Origin of the sequence: Hyphomonas sp. (genome assembly GCF_041398385.1) — a bacterium.
In the GTDB taxonomy this organism is placed as follows: domain Bacteria; phylum Pseudomonadota; class Alphaproteobacteria; order Caulobacterales; family Hyphomonadaceae; genus Hyphomonas.
This window is the reverse complement of record NZ_JAWKUW010000005.1, coordinates 45,377-62,948: the sequence shown is the minus strand read 5'-3', so window position 1 is coordinate 62,948 and position 17,572 is coordinate 45,377. Positions and strand designations below refer to the sequence as shown.

Here is a 17,572-nt window from a genome sequence, read left to right as displayed (position 1 = left end):
CTGGTGCCTGAGACAGCTTTGATTTCAAGAGGCAGGCGGCGACTTCCCATGTTCATCCAGACAGAACCGACCCCCAATCCCGATACGATCAAGTTCCTGCCGGGGCAGGACGTGGCCGGCGCGCTGGGGCCGTTCGACTTTCCCGATGCAGAAAGTGCGCGCAAGAGCCTGCTCGCCCGTGCCCTGTTCCAGGTGGACGGCGTGGAGCGGGTGTTCCTCGGCAGCGACTTCGTCTCGATCAGCAAGGCCGCCGCGAAAGACTGGCGCCATGTGAAGCCGATCGTGATGGCGGCGATCATGGATCATTTCATGGCCGGCCTGCCGGTCGTGGAAGAAGGCGCCGGACATCCCGGCGAAGCGGACATCGACTATGACGAGGCGACCGCAGAGATCGTCGCGGAAATCCGTGAGCTGATCGACACGCGCGTGCGCCCGGCCGTGGCACAGGATGGCGGCGACATCACCTTCCACAAGTTTGAAGTCGAAACCGGTATTGTGCACCTTGAGATGCGCGGCGCCTGCGCCGGCTGCCCGTCTTCCACCATGACGCTGAAGGCCGGCATCGAGAACATGCTGAAGGCCTATGTGCCGGAAGTCACCGCCGTCGAAGCGGTGATGTAAGCCGTCCCCCCCCAATCAGAAACGCAAGAAGGATTCGCCCATGGCCCACCCCGTGAACGATCACGCGCTGGACGTTATTTTCCGCGATGCGCGCAGCTATAATGGCTGGCGCGACGAGGACGTGCCGGAAGTGCTGATGCGGGCGGTCTACGACCTTGCCAAGCTGGGCCCGACCAGCGCCAACAACTCGCCGGCCCGTTTCCTGTTCCTGCGCACGAAAGAGGCGAAAGAGCGCCTCCTGCCGCTGATGATGGAAGGTAACCGGGAGAAGACCCTGAACGCTCCGTGGACGGTCATCATCGCCCATGACATGGAGTTTCACGAGAAGATCCCGAAACTCTTTCCGCACAATCCGGGCGCCAAGGGCTGGTTCCACCATATCAAGGAGCCGACGGCCTTCCGGAACGGGACGCTGCAGGGGGCTTACCTGATGCTGGCCGCCCGGGCGCTTGGCCTCGACTGCGGCCCGATGTCGGGCTTTGACAATGAAGCCGTCGACAAGGAATTCTTCCAGAGCCAGGGCGGCGAGATGGCGAACTGGAAGTCCAATTTCATCTGCAATATCGGCCATGGCGACCGCACGACGATCTTTGATCGCTCGCCGCGCCTCGATTTCGAGGAAGCCTGCCGGATTCTGTAGGCAGACGATATGCTGGTCCTGGGGCTCAATACCGCGTTCACGGCCATGGAGGCCGCGCTCGTGCGCGGCGGCGAGATTGTCGCCGATGCGCGCGAAGTCATGGCGCGCGGGCAGGACAAGCATTTGCCGGCCCTTGTCCAGCGCCTTCTCGACACAGAAGGCGTCACCTTCGAAGACCTTGACCGGATTGCCGTCGTCACCGGGCCGGGCAGCTTCACCGGCATCCGCATCGGCGTGGCCTATGCGCGCGGCCTCGCATTGGTGACAGGTGCGGAGTGCGTCGGTGTGACCAGCCTTGAGGCCGCGATCCCGGCCGGCATGGAAGCGACGGTCATGGCCTGCCTTGCCGGGCAGAAACGCCCGCCGGACCAGACCTGGTGGGTTCAGGGAATCAGCGGCGGCAAGGGCATTGCGCCGGTCGTCGAAGTCACGCTGGACCAGCTGGCGCCCATGCTGGAAGGTTTCCACGCGCCCGTCTTCATGGACAATGCCGATGCGCTGGGCGAGGCGAAGGCGAAGCTGGACCTCAGGCCCCTGCTTCCGTCCGCCATCACGGCGGCGCTGAAGGGGGGCGTGTTCGACCCGGCCGCACATCCTCCGTCCCCGGTCTATGCGCGGGAGCCGGACGCGACCCTTCCGGAACCGAGACAATGACCTGGCCGCTGCTCGTGCTGCGGGCCGACGATGCCGCCCGCATGAGCCGGCTCCACATGCGCAGTTTCGACGATCCCTGGAGTGCTGTGGCGTTTCGCGGGATGTTGCTCGACACGACCATCCTGTCGCTCGGCATCGAAATCGACGGCGAGCTTGCGGGCTTTGTGACGGCGCAGACCGTGGCGGGCGAAGCGGACATTCTCACCGTCGCCACCGCGCCGGAACACCGGCGCAAGGGGCTCGCCGCGTCGCTGATCCGGGCACTGGTCAGCCGCCTCGGCGAGCGCGGTATCGCGCGCATTACGCTGGAAGTCGCTGAAGACAATGCAGGGGCACGGGCACTTTACGCGGCTGAAGGATTTACGGTGGATGGCCACCGGCCCCGCTATTATACGGCGGGCCGGGATGTGCCGGTCGATGCGATCCTGATGTCGCGGAAATTGGGAGTGTGAGCGGCAGCCCGGAGCGCGTACTCATCCTGAGCGCCACGAAAAAGTGAACCTCTAATGCCTACCCAAAACCTGCGATTGCGCTACCCTCACGCCGCACAGCAGGAGGACGCAATGGCAGATGGCATGGACCCCAAGAAGATTCCGCAAGGCGTATTCGACCTGTATGACGCGTATTGCCATGGCCGCATGTCGCGCCGGGCCTTCTTCGCCAATCTGAAGACATATGCCGTGGGCGGACTGACCGTGTCGTCGCTCGCAGCGTGCATGATGCCGGACTATTCGCAGGCGCAGACGGTCGAGGATGAGGAAGGTCTTGTCGCCGACATGGTGCTTTACCAGTCGCCGCGCGGGGCGGGCGAGATGGCCGGCTATTTCGTGCGGCCCGCCGGATCGGATGTTTTGCCCGGCGTTGTCGTGGTGCATGAGAATCGCGGCCTCAATCCGCACATCAAGGATGTGGCCCGGCGGGTCGCGCTGGCTGGTTATGTCGCCTTTGCGCCGGATGCCCTTTATCCGCTGGGCGGTTATCCCGGCACGGACGATGAAGGCCGCGAGCTGCAGAAGCAGCGGACCTCGGAAGACATGCTGGCCGATTTCATGGCGGCGGCCGAATTCCTGCGCAACCATGAGGCGACGACCGGGAAGATCGGTTGCACCGGCTTCTGCTTTGGCGGGGCGATTACCAACCTGATGGCAGTGAAACAGCCCTGGCTCGGTTGCGCGGTGCCCTATTATGGCGGCTGGCCGAGCGTGGAAGAAGCAGCGACGCTTCAGGTGCCGCTGATGGAACACATGGCCGAGACGGATGGCTGGGTGAATGCCGGCTGGCCCGCTTACAAGGCGGCGCTGGATGCGGCGGGCAAGACCTACGAGGCCTATACCTATCCGGGCACGCAGCACGGCTTCAACAATGACACGACGCCCCGTTACGATGCCGAGGCCGCCGCGCTCGCCTGGGGCCGGACACTGGATTTCTTCAAGCGCTACCTCACCTGACCGGGCTGGACTCCTGACGGAATCCTCTTCAATGTTCCCGGTATGTTCGAGAATAGCTGTCTCTTCGAAACGGTGATCGGCGCCTGTGGCCTGACCTGGTCGGACGCCGGGCTGACCGGAGTGCAGTTACCGGAAGCGACGGTGGCAAAATCGCTCGCGCGCCTGACGCGGCATGGCGCTCAGCCTGTCGACGCGGCGTCGGTGCCTGAGGAGATCGGCGGGGTGATCGCTGCCCTGCGGGCGTTCCTGTCGGGCGACGAGACGGGGTTCAATCAGGTGCGACTGGACATGCATCGGCATTCGGCGTTTGAGCAGGAGGCCTATGAGGCCCTGCGCAAAGTGGCCTGGGGCAAGACGGTCACCTATGGCGACCTCGCCGCGACCGTTGGCAAGCCGAACGGGGCACAGGCCATCGGCATGGCGATGGGGCGGAATTCCTGGCCGCTCATCGTGCCGTGCCACCGGGTGTTGGGCGCCAATGGCTGGCTGGGGGGATTTTCGGCACCGGGCGGCACGGTGACGAAGAAATCGCTGCTGGAACGCGAAGGCGTCTTTCCGGATGGCGGTCAGATGGCCCTGTTCGAATGACGAAAGCGCCGCTGGAAATCCGTAACCGGGATGCGCGGCGGCTGTGGCTGCATGCGCAGGGACTTTCGGCAACGCCGACCGGGCCGCTCGACCTGCCCGCGCTGATTCAGGGTCTTGGCTTCGTCCAGCTGGATTCGATCCGCGTCGTCTCGCGGGCGCACGATCACATCATCTGGTCGCGCAACCAGAACTACCGCGAGCCGATGCTGGACCGACTGATGCGCGAGGACCGCGGCGTGTTCGAGCATTTCACGCACGACGCCTCGGTCATCCCGATGGAGTTCTATCCCTATTGGCGCCGCCAGTTCCGGCGCCTCGAAGAAAAGGTGCGGGGCTGGGAGTGGCATCGCGGCATGCTGGACGCGAATGGCCGCAATGCCATCGTCGAGCGGATCCGGAAGGAAGGCCCGCTCAGCACCAAGTCCTTCGACACGAAGATTAAAGGCCCGCGCGAAATGTGGCGCCGCCCACCGCACAAGCTCAGCCTCGATTATCTCTGGTATGCGGGCGACCTCTCGACCTCGCACCGGGAGAATTTCACCAAATTCTACGACCTGACGGAGCGGGTCATCCCGGCCCATCACCGCGATGACGAACCGCCCGAACAGGACCAGGTCGACTGGCTGTGCCGCGAGGCGCTGGACCGGCTGGGCTTCGGGTCGGAAGGAGACATCCAGCGCTTCTGGGCGGCGGCGGACCTTGCCGAGGTGAAAGATTGGACCGGGCGGCAGAAACGCCTCGTGCCGGTGCGGATCGAGACCGCAGCGGGCGATTGGGTCAATGCTTTGGCACCGGAAGACACGGAAGTCCGCCTTATGTCCGCCCCGGCAGCAACATCCCGGTTGCGGATATTGAGCCCTTTCGACCCGGTCATTCGTGACCGGGCCCGGTTGCAGCGCCTCTTCGGCTTCGACTATCGCATCGAGATCTTCGTGCCGGCAGCCAAGCGGGTCTGGGGCTATTATGTGTATCCGCTGCTGGAAGGCGACCGGATGGTCGGCCGGATCGAGGCCAAGGCCGACCGCGCGGCCGGGACGTTGACGGTCGACCAGCTCTGGGTCGAGCCCGGCGTGCAGTGGACAAGCGCCCGGGCGGACAAGCTGGATGCCGAACTTGCCCGCTTCGCGCGGCTGGCAAATGTTAAAACCGTTATAAGGAAAGACCGTTTGAATCTGGACTTCCAGCGGCGCTGAGGGCAGATAACCGTCATGGATCGACTCGAAAAACTCTGCGTTGAGAAGGGACTGCGGATGACAGAGCCGCGGCGCGTGATCGCCCGCATCCTGTCGGAAGCGTCCGACCATCCCGATGCCGAAGAACTGCACCGGCGGGCCAATGCCCAGGATTCCTCGATTTCGCTTGCGACTGTCTACCGCACCGTCAAATTGTTCGAGGATGCGGGCATCATCCAGGCGCACGATTTCCGCGATGGCCGGGCCCGGTATGAGGAAGTGCCGGACGAGCACCATGATCACCTCATCAATGTGAAAACCGGCGAAGTCGTCGAATTCCATTCCGATGAGATCGAAAAGCTGCAGGAAGAAATCGCCAAACGGCTCGGATTCAGGCTGGTGGACCACCGGCTGGAGCTTTACGGCGTGCCGATCCGCGAAGAAGACAAGTAGTCTGTAAAATCTGCCCGTTTCCGCTCAGCCGGCATTTACTGGAACCTGTTAGGGTTTTCCCGTAATTTCCTTCGGGCTTCAGGCGCGATAAGATTGGTTTTTTTGGGGATTTCGGGACATGACGGGACGCATTCTCACCGACTGGGACGCCTCCATGGCCGCAAAGTTCGGCAAGGAGCTGATAGTCGCCCACCACAATCTGCACGAGCGGCCGATGTTTTCGAACGAAGGTCTCGCGCGCCTGCTGGACACCTATCCGCGTGACCGCCTGTACGTCTACACGATGGACGATGAGCGCCGTGACACGCGCAGCTTCCGGCGTGGCACCGCCGGCAATCTGACCGGCGAGCAGATTCTTGACGCCGTGCAGCGCGGGCGCCTGTGGCTGAACCTGCGCGCAACGAACCATCACCTGAAGGATTATGCCGACCTCAGCGACGAGATGTTCGGTGAATTCGACGCGCTGAACGGTATCAAGACGATGAAACGCGATGTCGGCGTGCTGATTTCCAGCCCCAAGGCGCGGGTGTTCTATCACCTCGATATCCCGATCGTGAATCTCTGGCAGATCAAGGGCGAAAAGACCTTCTGGCTCTATCCCACCGGCCGGGCCTTTGCCGCAGATTCCCAGGTGGAAGCGATCGTGCTGCGCGAGACCGAGGAAGATATCCACTACAATCCGGCCTTTGATGCGAGGGCCCAGCAGGTCGTGCTGAAGCCCGGCATGGTGGCGAACTGGCCGCAGACGGCGCCGCACCGGATCGACAATGGCGACTGCGTGAACGTCTCGCTCTCCTGCGAATACATGACCTTCAAGGCGCTGGTCCATGCCAATGCCCTCTACGCGAATGGTGCCATGCGCCGGTGGTGGGGTCTCGACCCGTCGATCGAGAATGACGGCGTGGCGACGAAATATGCCAAGGCCGCGCTGGCCCGGGGCCTCAAGCTGTTCAACTCCCGTAAAGCTTTCGAGAAGCAAGTTCCGCTGACGTTCGAAATCGACCTGGATGCGGAGAACCTGCTGCGGGAACGCGCCGCCGCATAGATGCCGCAATCGGGCCGTAACCAATGGTCCGGGACACATCGGCATGCTGCTCAACCTGTTGCTCACTTTTGCCCTGGCGACCGGGTCGGGGCCAATGGATTCGGCGCTGTCGGCGACCGAGGCGCCCAAGACGCTGCGCGCTGCCTTCACGGTCGAGCTGAAATCCTCCACGGCGACGCGTGTCTACCATTTCGATCCGCGCGAGAAGGGCGACAAGCGCTGGCAGGTCATCGACTACAAGGGCGATGATGACGAGCTGGAAGCTGTCGCGGCTGAATGGGCGCATGAAGCCGCGCCGGACGGGCGCCTGTTTCCGGATGACCTGCGCGCGAGCCTTGGCCAGCAGGTAACGGTCGATGACAAGGGCTGGGCCTGGAAGCTGGCGTTCCGGCACAATCCGTCGAGCAATGATGGCGAGTACGATGTCTGGGCCGCGCAGCGGCTGGCGGCGACGGCTTGGCTGGACCCGGTGGGTGAGCGGTTTCTGCGCATCGATTATACGCTGCCCAGGCCTGTGCCCGGACCTGAAGGTGGCACGCTGGTACGCTACGACCAGTCTTACTTCCTGCGAACCGAGCCACACTGGGGGATGAGCTATGTCTCAGGCTTCTCCATCGACCTTGAAGCCCGCGCGGCGTTCCGGACGATCCAGCGGCGCTACTCGGCGAACATCGTGAAGGCGGAATTCTTCTTCGCCAGCAAGGAAGCCCAGGACGAATTCGAGTCCGTCCGGCTTGCGTCGCAGTAAGGGCGGCTGGATCGGCGCGGCACATGCGCTAGAGTGCCGAGCATGACGATTCACATGGTGAAACTCTGCGTCGGCGCCGAAGATGTCGAAGACCTTGCCAACTGGCAGGCGCGCCAGATGAAGCGGATGGAGCATCCGGTGCACCACACCCGCATGTTCCCCAAGCGCGCGGAGGAAATGCTGGACGGCGGCTCGATCTACTGGGTCATCAAGGGCGCAATCCGCGTGCGCCAGCGCATTATCGACCTCAGGCCGGAGCCGGACGAAGAGGGGCGCGAAATTTGCGCCGTCGTCTTCGATCCACAGCTGGTGCGCACCTATGCGCAAGGCAAGCGCCCCTTCCAGGGCTGGCGGTACCTGAAGCCCGAGGATGCACCGCGCGACCTCAAATCCGGCGAGCGGGCGCTGGATATACCACCGGACCTCGATACAGCGCTGAAGCAGGCCGGCGTCTGGTAACGCGCCGCTCAGGCGAATCCGTTTGACCCTTATGTGCGCATGCCTAGCCTTTCCGGTCATATCCGGATGGGGGGAGACACGCCATGAAGGGCCTGTCCGCCGCGATTGTTGCGGCATTGATGTTGGGTGCCTGCGCCAGCCCGCGCACGGTGGCGCCGGTCGCGCGCGATACGATGACCTATTCCACCGAGCTTGCGCGCGCCCAGCAAGAGCAATTGCTGCTGAATATTGTGCGGTTGCGCTATAATGATCCGGTGTCTTTCGTCGAAGTTGAAACGCTGAGTACGGAAGATTCCGGTTCCGTGTCCGGCGGCATTGGCGGGGTCGTCGGCATCAGCCCCGGAGACATGGTGGATGTCATCTCACCGGCCGGGACTGTTGAACGCTCTGCGACGCCGACGGTCGTTTATCGCAACCTGCGCGGCGGTGCCTATGCAGAGCAGCTGCTGCAACCGGTGGCGCCGGAATCGATCTTCCTGCTCAGCCAGTCCGGCTGGAGCGTCGAGCGGCTGATGTTGTGCTGCATCGCGCGTATCGGCGATCTCGACAATGCCCGGGCGGCTGCCGGGCCGACGCCGTCAGTCCTGCCCGACAATTCCAGTTTCCGGCGCCTTGCGGCGCAGATGCGTGACCTGCAAATCTCTGGCGACCTCCTGGTGCAGGTGCTGGAAGGCGATGCGGAAGGCGACAAGCCGCGTGTGGTGGTCAGCTGGCACGGCGGAACGCCGGCGGGCGAAGCGTTGGCCGCGCAGATGCGCCAGCATCATATCAGCCTGCGCCCCGGCCTTGATAACGGATTCCATGTTGCCGACATCAGTTCGACCGGGCGGACGGTCGGCACGTCGCCGGCACGGGGGCGTTCCATTCTCGGCATGCTGTCGGCGCTGTCGCAGACGGTGGATGTGCCGCCGGAACATGCAGCGCTGGTCGGCAATACGAGCGGCGGCATCCCGCAGCGCCAGATCACGACCTGCAGCCCGGCTGCGCCGTGGGCGACAGTGATGGACGACTATTTCGCCGTGCGCTGGAGCAAGGAAAAGCCGAAAGGCGCGGCGGTGGCCGTGCCCTATCGCGGCTACTGGTTCCATGTCGACGACACCTGCCGGAATGCGAAGTCGACACTCGACCTGATCGGGCACCTCTATGCCTTGCAGGCTGGCCTTGCCGCGCGCGGCACCAGCAACACGCTGCTGCTGATCGGCAATTAGGGCGTGATTTCCGCTGCCGTAGCACGCGCTTCGCGGCGCGCGGCGAAATGGGTGTCGAAGGCGACGGCGAGGCAGGCGACAATGATGATCGCGGCCCCGGCATAAAGGCGGAGGCTCGGCACTTCGTGAAAGAAGACATAGCCGAACAGCGATGCCCAGATGAGACCGGTATAGTCAAACGGGGCGAGCGTCTGCGCCTGTGCCCGGGCATAGGCCAGCGTCATCAGCCACCAGATGCCGATGGCCGCAATCGAGACAAGCCCGATCAGCGGCCAGGCATTGGCCTGAGGCAGCGGCTCCGTCGCGAGAAGGAACGGCAGCAGGAACAGAGCCGGCAGCACATTCATGAAGGTGACGAGCGTGAGGCTATCTTCGTCACGTGTGCGAAGTCTCAGGAGGACGATGTTGAGGGCGTAGCCTACCGCTGAGAACAGCATGGCCGCGATGCCGAGGACGCGGTTGCCGTCCGGCGCGACACCGGTGGTTTGCCCCGATGCGGCAAGCGCCGCGCCACAGAAACCGACCAGCGATGCGCCGATTGTCATGTGGCTCATTTTTTCGCCGAGGACAATGCGCGCGATGGGCGCGATCATCAGCGCTGCTGTGAAGCCGAGGACAACCGCTTCGGCGAGGGCGATCTGGGTCAGCGCGTAGAAAAAGGTAACGGCGGACGAGACCTGCGCGACCGAACGGAGGATGTGGAAACGGATGGCGGACCAGCCGGGCATCTTCTTTTTCGTGAGCAGGAACAGCGCCACCATGATGGCCGAGGCTGCAATGTAGCGCCAGGCTGTTGCCGTGATGACGGGTGTGCCGCCCAGCGTGATTCCCTTCATCAGGGCATCGACGGAGCAGCCGCAGAAGACCGCGACACAGACAATCAGGATGGGATGGGGAAGGCGCATGGCCACCAGCGTTTGCTGGTGGCCGATGCTTCCGTCAAGCGGATGTGTCTGTCCGGATCAGTAGCGGATGCGCAGGTCCGAAATGGACTGGGCGATCTGCGTATAGGCGTCCTGAAGGTCCGACGCGTTTTCCGGCGTGAAGGCGAACTCCGGTGACGAGGCGCAGTAGGCGAGGATCTCCTTGCCGGCCGTCGGTGCATTGAAGGCGACCGTATAGATCTTGACGCGCTTGTCCTTGATGTTGTCGCAGAATTTCTGCGCCTGCTCGAAGGAGTTGCCCTGACCATTATTATACCAGGTGTTGAACTCGCCGTCGGTCATCAGGACGATTGCCTTTGCCGAATCCGGTTCGGTGTAGGACATCGGATCGGAACCCGACGGCCAGACAGTGCTCCACGGCGGCGCAATCATGTACCAGCCCCAGGCGATGCCGATATGTCCGGCGGTGCCGCCCTCGGGCTCGAGGCTTTCAATATACTCGCTGAGGTCGGCGCGATTGTAGGTCAGCGGAAGCGGCGTTGCATCGTTACAGGTTTCTTCGTCCCATTGGTTCTTGGAGGTGTTGTAAGAGACCGTCGCCGGCACGAACCAGGCCGACGGGCCGGGGTCTTCGTCCGTAAACGCATTGGTTCCGATGCGCTCCTTGATGCAGGTATTGGTGATCGTTCTGACCGATGTGCCCGACTGCCATTGCCAGCTATACTTCCGGCACTTGCCGTTTCTCTTGGTCCTGGTGCAGACTTTGACCCACTGGCCACCGCTGCCGACATGAGACCGCGTCGGATTTGAGTTCGTGACATCCTCGAAGTATTCGCCCGCATTCATCATGGATGAATAGGACACCATTGCGAGGCGCACATCGCCATCACGGCTTGTGTCGCGATCTTCCGGCAGCAGCACGTCAACGGCATCCTGCGCCGCGTCTTTCAGCGCATCCATCTTGCCGTTCGAACCCATGGAGCCTGACACGTCGAAAACAAAGGCAACGTCGACTTTGCCAATGCCATAGGTCGAACCGGAGGAAACGGAGAAATCGAGATTGTTGTAGCCGATGAGCGCGGTCAGCGTGGTCGGCTGGGAGCAGGAAATACTGATGTCGATATCCTGTGCGCCATCAGTCAGCACGACTTTGGGTTGGCTGCAGGAGATGCTGAGGCCCTTGGCGGCAATCGAGGCGTTCAGGAAGTCGGCCACATAGGCCTTGATGTCATCCCCGGACTTGCCCTTCTGCATCTCGCGTGAGCCAGCGATCACAGCATTGTCGAGCGCATATTGGACGAAATTGCGGCTGGTGTTCGTGTTCTGAAGGTCGATCGCCATGCCCACAAGAGCAAGGATCGGCACCATCGCCACGGCAAAAATGACGGAAATGTTCCCGTCCTTGTTGTCTTTCCAACGTTTCATCATGTCCCACACCATTTTATGCGCGTCCTGCTATTCTCCCCGACAATGCAGAATGGCCTGAAAGCTTTGGCGATTTGCCAATTCCAGCGGGGAGATTGCAGGGTCCGATCAACATCCTGGTAACCAGGAAGAAAAAATACAGTAATTACAGTGCATTGGGGGTCTGTTTTCGTGTCGGCCCGGCGCAAAAAAATTGGTCGGAAAGCGTAAAATTGTTGAGGATGGCGCCCCTTGCGCGGCGAAATCGGCGCTCTCAAAAGTCGGGACGGAACGATCTCTGGCATTCTGGCTGCGCCTCATGCAAAAGGCGGCGATGGATCTCTTGACTCAATATGGGCCGCTCCTGGTGGCGCTTGCCCTGGCGGGCGCGGCCGCGGGGCTGGCAGCCGGCCTGTTCGGCATCGGCGGCGGGGCGATCATCGTGCCGGTGCTGTATTTCCTGTTCGATGCCATGGGCTACAGCGAGACTGCGATGCATGTGGCGGTGTCGACGTCGCTTGCGACGATTATCCTGACATCGGCCCGCAGCGTGATGGCGCATAACCGCCATGGGGCGGTCGATTGGAGCATCATCCGCAGCTGGGCGCCCTGGATCGTGCTGGGGGCGCTGATCGGCATGGCACTGACGGGCTTCCTGTCGAAGCGGGCGCTGCTCGGGATTTTCGGCAGCCTCGCTTTCCTGCTTTCGGCCCAATTGTTCTTCGGCCGCCCGACCTGGCGGATCGCGGAGGAGATGCCGAAGGGCGCGCTGCGGGCCGGGCTGGGCACCGGGATCGGGGCACTGTCGGCCCTGATGGGGATTGGCGGGGGCACGTTCGGTGTCAGCCTGATGACGCTCTACGGCCGGCCGATCCACAAGGCGGTGGCCACCGCGGCCGGGTGGGGCGTGGCGATCGGCCTGCCGTCGGCGATCGTGGCGGTCATCATCGGCTGGGGAGAAGAGGGGTTGCCGCCCTTCTCGCTCGGCCATGTGAACCTTGCCGCCTTTGCGCTGATTTCGTTGTTTACCGTGACGATGGCCCCTGTCGGGGCGTCACTGGCGCACAAGCTGGACGCGGCGCGGCTGCGGCGGCTGTTCGCGATCCTTCTGGCGCTGGTGGCGGCGCGCATGCTGTGGAAGGCGATCGGGCTCTAGAGGAAGCTCGCCGCGAGCCGCTCGATGGCCCAGAACGTGCCCATGATGCCGATGAAATAGGCGAGGACGCCGCGGGCAAGTGCCATCCGGTTGCTGGCGACCTGGAAATAGAGCCAGGCGACCGCCAGCACAGCGCCGACGAACAGGATCTGGCCAGCTTCCACGCCGACATTGAAGAGGAGGAGCGCCAGAACTTCGGCGCCTTTGGGCAGGCCGATCTCAGACAGTGCCCCCGCGAAACCGAATCCATGAATCAGGCCGAAGCCGAAAGCGATGGCCCAAGGGATCCGCTGGCTGAGCGTCATGCGGCCCTGCAGGCGGTGGATCGCCTCGGCGCCGAGCAGGGCAATACTCATCGCGATGGTGATTTCCACCGGCGGACCGGGCAGCGTGATCCCGCCCAGCGATGCAGCGGCCAGTGTGATGGAGTGTGCGACCGTGAAGGCCGTCAGGGTCAGGAGCAATTGCTTCGGCCGCACCAGCAGCACCATGCCGAGCACGAACAGCAGGTGATCCCATCCGAACAGGATGTGTTCGACGCCGATGATGAAATAGGTGGCGGTTGGTGCGCCGCTGGGAACGGTCAGGTCCAGCACGCTGCTGCCCGGCCGCAGCACCACGCCGGATTGTTCGCCATTCAGGCGGTTCAGGCGCACGAACACATCCGTCAGGGTACGGTCGAGGCCGTCGATGCGGATTTCACCGGATGACAGGTCGCAGGCCATCTGCCAGCGCTGGATCAGGGTGGAGCCGGCCGAGCTGATGCGTTCGCCGGACCGGGCGCAGCCTTCCGGGAAGACCGGGTCCATCTTGAGGCGCCGCCCGTCGAGAACGGGCTGTTTCCATGTGACATCGAACACGGCCGGGGCCGATTCCGTCACTTCGAGATAGGCGGGGCGCACCTCGTGCGCCGCGGCGGGCGCAGCAAGGGCAAGGACGCAGGCCAGCCAGAGGAATGCGAACCGCAGTGCTGTCATCCTATTTCGAGCCGCTGCCTTCGATCTCGACCTTGTATTTGGCGATAATGTCCCGGACAGCCTCCTCGTTTTCCTGACGGCGGGTCTCTTCCTTCCAGTCGGCCAGGACGGCCTCGCGGACCTCTTCGAACGGGATCAGACGGGCAGGTACATTTGCGGTGACGCGGACAAGGTGCACGCCCAACGCGGATCGTATTGGTCCGGTCCAGCTATCGGAGGCCGGCAATGCCGCGAGCGTTCGGGCAAAGTCCGGCCCGAACAGGCGCGCGACTTCGCGGATCGGCAGGTCGCCATAGGACCGCTGGAGCATGAAGGGATCGCCGGCATTGCGCCAGTCTTCCCCGGCATTCAGGCCGTCAAGCGCGGCGGCGGCATCGGTCTCTGCGGTTTCTCCGCGGACATCTTCGCTGAAATAGACATGTGTAAATGTCAGCGTCTGCGGATCGGTGAAACGGTCGGGATGGCTCTCGTGCCAGGCCCGCAAGGTCTTTTCGTCCGGGTCCGGATCGTCGGCGAGGTCCGAGATCATGAAGGTCATCTTCTGGGCGAGCCGGCGGGTGACGATCGTATCATTGTCGTCGAGCCCAAGGCTGCGTGCTTCCCGGGCGAGCGCTTCGTCGCGGACATAATCATTGACCATGGCGGCCATGTCCTGCTGCGACGGCAGGGCGCCGGATTCCGCGGCATAGAGCGCGGCGAGCCGTTCGAGGTCGGTCTGTGTAATGCGGATCGTGCGCTCGGCATCACTGCGCGAGCCGTTGATGGCATTCCAGCCGATGAAGACGGCCAGCGCCGCGATAATAAAATGGAACAACGGCTCGCTGAGCCATGCGCGCCAGCGAGCCGTCGATTGAGATGTGTCTGCCAAAGTCTGGTCCTGGTGTCTTAGTTGCCGGGAATGTACCAGATGGGCGAGGTATAGGCACGCTCCTGAATGGTCTGGGGCACATCCGGGCGCGGCGGCGTGCCGTTGCGCATGGCTTCCCAGGTCGACCAGCGGCAGGAGGGGTTCTCCAGCACGCGGACATAATAGGTTGCCCGGCGCGATGCGTCGAAGGCCGGATCGCGCCAGATGGCTTTCAACTCGTTGGCGCCGGTATTGACCGGCGTGCAGCTGGCCATGTCGACGCTTGAGCCATTGTCCGTACACCGGCCGGTCGACGGGTCCGGCGTGCCGTTGTCGCAGGCGACATCGATGACTTCTTCACCGTCGCTCGTGACCTTTACGACCTGGACACGCTGGAGCGTTCCGGCATTCGGGTCGCGCTGTGCCCAGACGAGGAAGGCCGGCGTGTCTCCGGTGCCGACGAGGTCACCGCCCATCGGTACGCCATCCGCATAGGCCTGGTGCGCCAGGTCTGCCGATGTGAGCATGTCGTCGCTGTACCCGAAGCCACCGAAGAAGCGGACCTTCATGCGCGGCCCGGTCGTGGCGAAGGTTTCCTTGCGGCGGAAGGCGTCGAAAATGGCTTCGCGCGTGTTTTCTTCCGCCCAGACGCCGGTCAGGCCGCTGGCGCTCCAGCGGGAGAACCAATGGTTGGCATTGTTGACGATCTGGTTGTCGGGCTGTTCGTCCCAGCTGGTCGTGCCGGGGAAAGGCACTGAGCCACGGGCAACCGGCGTACCGTCCACAATGCCGACTTTCGACCAGTAGTCGTTCTCGGCATAGGCGCCGCCGGCAACGTGAGAGTCTGAAGCCGCCACAAGACCGAAGTGGAACGGATCGAAGCCTTCAGTTTCCTGCAGCTTCAGCCCGTTGCGATAGGCTTCGCGGACATAGGAACCGGTGACTGCGGAAAGCGCATACGATCCGAGCAACTCTTCATAGATTTCGAAATCGGCCCATTCATCATTGGGTGACAGGTCCGGATGGGTCTCGCTGGTGCCCTTGACCTGGGTGACTTCGACAAGAGGCTCATTTCGCATCCGCTGTTCGGCATAAGCGGAATCAAGCGGTTCGCCCAAATAGGTCTGTAGACGGAACATCTGCCCGTTGGACACATTGGAATTGTGTGGAATGGCGATCGCCTCCATGCCATTGGCGCGCTGTTCATCCATCCAGTCCCAGAGGTCTTCGGGATTTGACGAGTCGAGCGTCGAGAAGGCCTTGGGCGGCGCCGCTCCCTTGAAAAAGACGTTGCGGTGCAGGTTGCCCCCGCCAAAACCTTCCTCATCTATGTCGGACCTGACAGACGTGTATTCATAGGCTGCAAAGGTCGTGAACTTGCCGGGCTGGTAGTATTTGTCGGCTGCGGCGACATTTTCTGCCCAGACGGAATTGATCGTATCCAGATCATACATTTCCGCGATCGGCTGGCCTTCGCGCACCGAGGTCCCGACCTTCTGGAAAGAGCTGAGGATCACATCCGGGTCAGCCGAGAACATCTGCTTGGCGGCCGGCAATTCGGAAAGCTTGGTGCCCGGTGTGTTCATCGCGGGCAGGATGCCGAGATATTCGGCATGGTCGGTGACGGTGTAGAAGTCGAGCGGGCCGCCGGCGATGGTCATGTCAAAGCCCGACGGATGCTGGATGGTTTCGCCGAGGGCGAAGCGGTAGGCATCGTCGGCCGTGCGCCGGACGTTGAAGATGTAGGCGTCGAAGCTGGAGCGGGTGTGGATGTGCAGATCGCCGAAATAGGCGTTGCGATCCGGATTGTAGCCCGATGTGCGCCCCGCTTCGTCCGGTGCGGCCTTCGCGCCGTCCGCCCCCGGTGCCTTGCTTTCAGTCGCTTTGCCGCAGCCCGCCAAAAGCAGGATCACGGCCAGAGCCGTCGTTTTCTTCAACATGCTTTCCTCCCTCATGTGCCGTTTCGGCACTTGGAGGGCATTTTGGGCGGGATTGGGCGCCCTGTCCAGATTGACGCAGGGGCGCCTTTTCCGGCGTCAGAGGGCCGAAACGTCCGTAATCTTGTAGGTCAGCGGCGTTTCGCCGTGGCTGGCGATGGTCACGTATTCGCCTTCCTTGAAGACGTGATCGCCGAGCCGGAAGCCGGCTTCGTCGTCGCCCTCGTCCTCATCATCGTAATGGAACATCCAGTGGCTGCCGCGATGGGTCAGCTTTCCTGTGGCGTGCTCGTCCGGATCGGGATGGAAGCGCACGACCCGGCAATCCTTCTTGGCTTCGCGCCAGGCATCGACATCGAGGTGTCCGTCGGCGGTCAGCGGGGCGACGATGGTGTATCCGATCCGCGTGTCCCCTTCAGTGATCCCCGGATTGCGCGCAAGCTGCAGGGTGATGCGTTTCAGGCTCATGTAAGTCTCCGTATTTAGCGGGCGAGGGCCAGGGCGGGTGCGTCGCTGGCTTCAAGCAGGTTGCGGGTCGTGCCGCCGAAGAGGCGTTCGCCGATGCGGGAATGGCCATAGGCGCCCGCGACGATCATGGAGGCGTCGCATTGCTTAGCAAGCGACAGGAGGCCGCTGGCGACCTCACCTTCGATCGGCATGCGCTGGGCGCTGATGCCGTGCGCCGACAGCCAGTCTTCAAGGACTGTGGGGTCCGCCGAGGCGCGGTGGTCGTCCTTTTCGAGGTCTTTCGAACTCTGCGCGATCACGACCGCGCCGAATGCCTTGACGAGGTCGAGGTGGAAGCGGATGGCGCGCGCCGCGCCATTGGACCCGTCCCATGCGATCACGACAGGGCCGGATTCGATCGGGCGGGTGCCGGAAAGGACCAGCGGCAGGCGCGCCTCCATCAGCACATGTTCAAAGGAGGGCCCGAGCGGGTCGGTGGATTTCTGGGAGCTGTGCGGAAAGACGACAGCGTCGGCCAGCGTGGCGGCATTCGCTCCGGCGCGTTCGGCGATATTGACCTCATGCGTGAAGGTGCAGGCGAGACCGTGCGCGCCGGTGGAGGTCACATCGTCAAATATGTCCTTGGCTCCGGCAACAATCTTGTCCTGCAGGGCGGCCAGATCGCGGGTCGCGGAGGCGGCGAGGCCCGTGGCTTCAGGCGTCGACATCACGATCATGGCGGCGTTCGGGTCGGGCAGGGCGCATACGCCGCGAACCGGCACATTCAGCCTCTGAGCGAGCGCCAGCGCATCAAGCGTTACGGCGCGGTCTGGCGCTTCTGCCCCCTGCAACATCGCGACAACGGTCATGACCACCTCCCTGAG

Annotated in this window: 20 protein-coding genes; 13 read left to right on the top strand and 7 right to left on the bottom strand. The window is 63.0% G+C overall.

Going from position 1 to position 17,572, the window contains the following annotated elements:
• Window positions 1-48: 48 nt before the first annotated feature.
• From R3C13_RS11110 to R3C13_RS11055, 12 genes are all read left to right on the top strand, one after another.
• Window positions 49-621 (top strand): NifU family protein, encoded by a 573-nt coding sequence (locus R3C13_RS11110; RefSeq protein WP_371310894.1) that lies wholly within the window; start codon window positions 49-51, stop codon window positions 619-621.
• A 40-nt stretch (window positions 622-661) separates the two neighbouring features.
• Entirely contained in the window at window positions 662-1,261 is a 600-nt protein-coding gene (locus R3C13_RS11105; RefSeq protein WP_371310893.1) for a malonic semialdehyde reductase, read from the top strand.
• Between the two features lie 9 nt (window positions 1,262-1,270).
• Window positions 1,271-1,915 carry a tRNA (adenosine(37)-N6)-threonylcarbamoyltransferase complex dimerization subunit type 1 TsaB gene (tsaB, locus tag R3C13_RS11100; RefSeq protein WP_371310892.1) on the top strand — a complete coding sequence of 215 codons (645 nt, stop codon included), beginning with the start codon at window positions 1,271-1,273 and terminating at the stop codon, window positions 1,913-1,915.
• Complete coding sequence (rimI, locus tag R3C13_RS11095; protein ID WP_371310891.1) at window positions 1,912-2,367, top strand: ribosomal protein S18-alanine N-acetyltransferase; 456 nt, start codon at window positions 1,912-1,914, stop codon at window positions 2,365-2,367. Before tsaB ends, rimI begins: the two co-directional genes overlap by 4 nt.
• Before the next feature lie 111 nt (window positions 2,368-2,478).
• Window positions 2,479-3,363, top strand: a complete 885-nt coding sequence (locus R3C13_RS11090) for a dienelactone hydrolase family protein (RefSeq protein ID WP_371310890.1) — start codon at window positions 2,479-2,481, stop codon at window positions 3,361-3,363.
• Window positions 3,364-3,405: 42 nt separating this feature from the next.
• A complete protein-coding gene (locus R3C13_RS11085) occupies window positions 3,406-3,951 on the top strand; it encodes a methylated-DNA--[protein]-cysteine S-methyltransferase (RefSeq protein WP_371310889.1) in 546 nt (181 codons plus the stop codon).
• Window positions 3,948-5,144, top strand: coding sequence for a winged helix-turn-helix domain-containing protein (locus tag R3C13_RS11080; protein WP_371310888.1), 1,197 nt, complete (start codon window positions 3,948-3,950; stop codon window positions 5,142-5,144). Before R3C13_RS11085 ends, R3C13_RS11080 begins: the two co-directional genes overlap by 4 nt.
• A 15-nt stretch (window positions 5,145-5,159) precedes the next feature.
• Window positions 5,160-5,576 carry a Fur family transcriptional regulator gene (locus tag R3C13_RS11075; RefSeq protein ID WP_371310887.1) on the top strand — a complete coding sequence of 139 codons (417 nt, stop codon included), beginning with the start codon at window positions 5,160-5,162 and terminating at the stop codon, window positions 5,574-5,576.
• Between the two features lie 118 nt (window positions 5,577-5,694).
• Entirely contained in the window at window positions 5,695-6,621 is a 927-nt protein-coding gene (locus tag R3C13_RS11070; protein ID WP_371310886.1) for a hypothetical protein, read from the top strand.
• A gap of 43 nt (window positions 6,622-6,664) precedes the next feature.
• Window positions 6,665-7,369: a hypothetical protein gene (locus R3C13_RS11065; RefSeq protein WP_371310885.1), complete on the top strand. Its 705-nt coding sequence runs from the start codon at window positions 6,665-6,667 to the stop codon at window positions 7,367-7,369.
• A gap of 42 nt (window positions 7,370-7,411) precedes the next feature.
• The gene (locus tag R3C13_RS11060) at window positions 7,412-7,828 is read left to right on the top strand and encodes a DUF1489 family protein (protein WP_371310884.1); all 417 of its coding nucleotides are present in this window, start codon (window positions 7,412-7,414) and stop codon (window positions 7,826-7,828) included.
• 83 nt (window positions 7,829-7,911) lie between these two features.
• Window positions 7,912-9,036 carry a hypothetical protein gene (locus tag R3C13_RS11055; RefSeq protein ID WP_371310883.1) on the top strand — a complete coding sequence of 375 codons (1,125 nt, stop codon included), beginning with the start codon at window positions 7,912-7,914 and terminating at the stop codon, window positions 9,034-9,036.
• On the opposite strand, the gene R3C13_RS11050 is transcribed toward R3C13_RS11055, so the two are convergent.
• Entirely contained in the window at window positions 9,033-9,941 is a 909-nt protein-coding gene (locus R3C13_RS11050) for a DMT family transporter (protein WP_371310882.1), read from the bottom strand. The two genes, R3C13_RS11055 and R3C13_RS11050, sit on opposite strands and share 4 nt — an antisense overlap.
• A gap of 57 nt (window positions 9,942-9,998) precedes the next feature.
• Window positions 9,999-11,348 carry a pilus assembly protein TadG-related protein gene (locus R3C13_RS11045; RefSeq protein WP_371310881.1) on the bottom strand — a complete coding sequence of 450 codons (1,350 nt, stop codon included), beginning with the start codon at window positions 11,346-11,348 and terminating at the stop codon, window positions 9,999-10,001.
• Window positions 11,349-11,658: 310 nt separating this feature from the next.
• On the opposite strand from R3C13_RS11045, the gene R3C13_RS11040 reads away from it, so the two are divergent.
• Window positions 11,659-12,480, top strand: a complete 822-nt coding sequence (locus R3C13_RS11040) for a sulfite exporter TauE/SafE family protein (RefSeq protein ID WP_371310880.1) — start codon at window positions 11,659-11,661, stop codon at window positions 12,478-12,480.
• On the opposite strand, the gene R3C13_RS11035 is transcribed toward R3C13_RS11040, so the two are convergent.
• The 5 genes from R3C13_RS11035 to R3C13_RS11015 all read right to left on the bottom strand — a co-directional run bounded on the left by R3C13_RS11035 (window position 12,477) and on the right by R3C13_RS11015 (window position 17,557).
• Complete coding sequence (locus tag R3C13_RS11035; RefSeq protein WP_371310879.1) at window positions 12,477-13,457, bottom strand: HupE/UreJ family protein; 981 nt, start codon at window positions 13,455-13,457, stop codon at window positions 12,477-12,479. The two genes, R3C13_RS11040 and R3C13_RS11035, sit on opposite strands and share 4 nt — an antisense overlap.
• Window position 13,458: 1 nt before the next feature.
• Complete coding sequence (locus tag R3C13_RS11030; RefSeq protein ID WP_371310878.1) at window positions 13,459-14,325, bottom strand: peptidyl-prolyl cis-trans isomerase; 867 nt, start codon at window positions 14,323-14,325, stop codon at window positions 13,459-13,461.
• A 17-nt stretch (window positions 14,326-14,342) separates the two neighbouring features.
• Window positions 14,343-16,244 (bottom strand): DUF3604 domain-containing protein, encoded by a 1,902-nt coding sequence (locus tag R3C13_RS11025; RefSeq protein ID WP_371310877.1) that lies wholly within the window; start codon window positions 16,242-16,244, stop codon window positions 14,343-14,345.
• Window positions 16,245-16,340: 96 nt separating this feature from the next.
• On the bottom strand, window positions 16,341-16,709 hold the full coding sequence (locus R3C13_RS11020) for a hypothetical protein (protein ID WP_371310876.1): 369 nt from the start codon (window positions 16,707-16,709) through the stop codon (window positions 16,341-16,343).
• A gap of 14 nt (window positions 16,710-16,723) precedes the next feature.
• Window positions 16,724-17,557: a universal stress protein gene (locus tag R3C13_RS11015; protein WP_371310875.1), complete on the bottom strand. Its 834-nt coding sequence runs from the start codon at window positions 17,555-17,557 to the stop codon at window positions 16,724-16,726.
• Window positions 17,558-17,572: the final 15 nt, after the last annotated feature.

Coding starts and splice junctions, on each gene's coding strand:
- R3C13_RS11110 (WP_371310894.1), top strand. CDS start 49: ATGTTCATCCAGACAGAACCGACCCCCAATCCCGATACGATCAAGTTC.
- R3C13_RS11105 (WP_371310893.1), top strand. CDS start 662: ATGGCCCACCCCGTGAACGATCACGCGCTGGACGTTATTTTCCGCGAT.
- tsaB (WP_371310892.1), top strand. CDS start 1,271: ATGCTGGTCCTGGGGCTCAATACCGCGTTCACGGCCATGGAGGCCGCG.
- rimI (WP_371310891.1), top strand. CDS start 1,912: ATGACCTGGCCGCTGCTCGTGCTGCGGGCCGACGATGCCGCCCGCATG.
- R3C13_RS11090 (WP_371310890.1), top strand. CDS start 2,479: ATGGCAGATGGCATGGACCCCAAGAAGATTCCGCAAGGCGTATTCGAC.
- R3C13_RS11085 (WP_371310889.1), top strand. CDS start 3,406: ATGTTCGAGAATAGCTGTCTCTTCGAAACGGTGATCGGCGCCTGTGGC.
- R3C13_RS11080 (WP_371310888.1), top strand. CDS start 3,948: ATGACGAAAGCGCCGCTGGAAATCCGTAACCGGGATGCGCGGCGGCTG.
- R3C13_RS11075 (WP_371310887.1), top strand. CDS start 5,160: ATGGATCGACTCGAAAAACTCTGCGTTGAGAAGGGACTGCGGATGACA.
- R3C13_RS11070 (WP_371310886.1), top strand. CDS start 5,695: ATGACGGGACGCATTCTCACCGACTGGGACGCCTCCATGGCCGCAAAG.
- R3C13_RS11065 (WP_371310885.1), top strand. CDS start 6,665: ATGCTGCTCAACCTGTTGCTCACTTTTGCCCTGGCGACCGGGTCGGGG.
- R3C13_RS11060 (WP_371310884.1), top strand. CDS start 7,412: ATGACGATTCACATGGTGAAACTCTGCGTCGGCGCCGAAGATGTCGAA.
- R3C13_RS11055 (WP_371310883.1), top strand. CDS start 7,912: ATGAAGGGCCTGTCCGCCGCGATTGTTGCGGCATTGATGTTGGGTGCC.
- R3C13_RS11050 (WP_371310882.1), bottom strand. CDS start 9,941: ATGCGCCTTCCCCATCCCATCCTGATTGTCTGTGTCGCGGTCTTCTGC.
- R3C13_RS11045 (WP_371310881.1), bottom strand. CDS start 11,348: ATGATGAAACGTTGGAAAGACAACAAGGACGGGAACATTTCCGTCATT.
- R3C13_RS11040 (WP_371310880.1), top strand. CDS start 11,659: ATGGATCTCTTGACTCAATATGGGCCGCTCCTGGTGGCGCTTGCCCTG.
- R3C13_RS11035 (WP_371310879.1), bottom strand. CDS start 13,457: ATGACAGCACTGCGGTTCGCATTCCTCTGGCTGGCCTGCGTCCTTGCC.
- R3C13_RS11025 (WP_371310877.1), bottom strand. CDS start 16,244: ATGTTGAAGAAAACGACGGCTCTGGCCGTGATCCTGCTTTTGGCGGGC.
- R3C13_RS11020 (WP_371310876.1), bottom strand. CDS start 16,709: ATGAGCCTGAAACGCATCACCCTGCAGCTTGCGCGCAATCCGGGGATC.
- R3C13_RS11015 (WP_371310875.1), bottom strand. CDS start 17,557: ATGACCGTTGTCGCGATGTTGCAGGGGGCAGAAGCGCCAGACCGCGCC.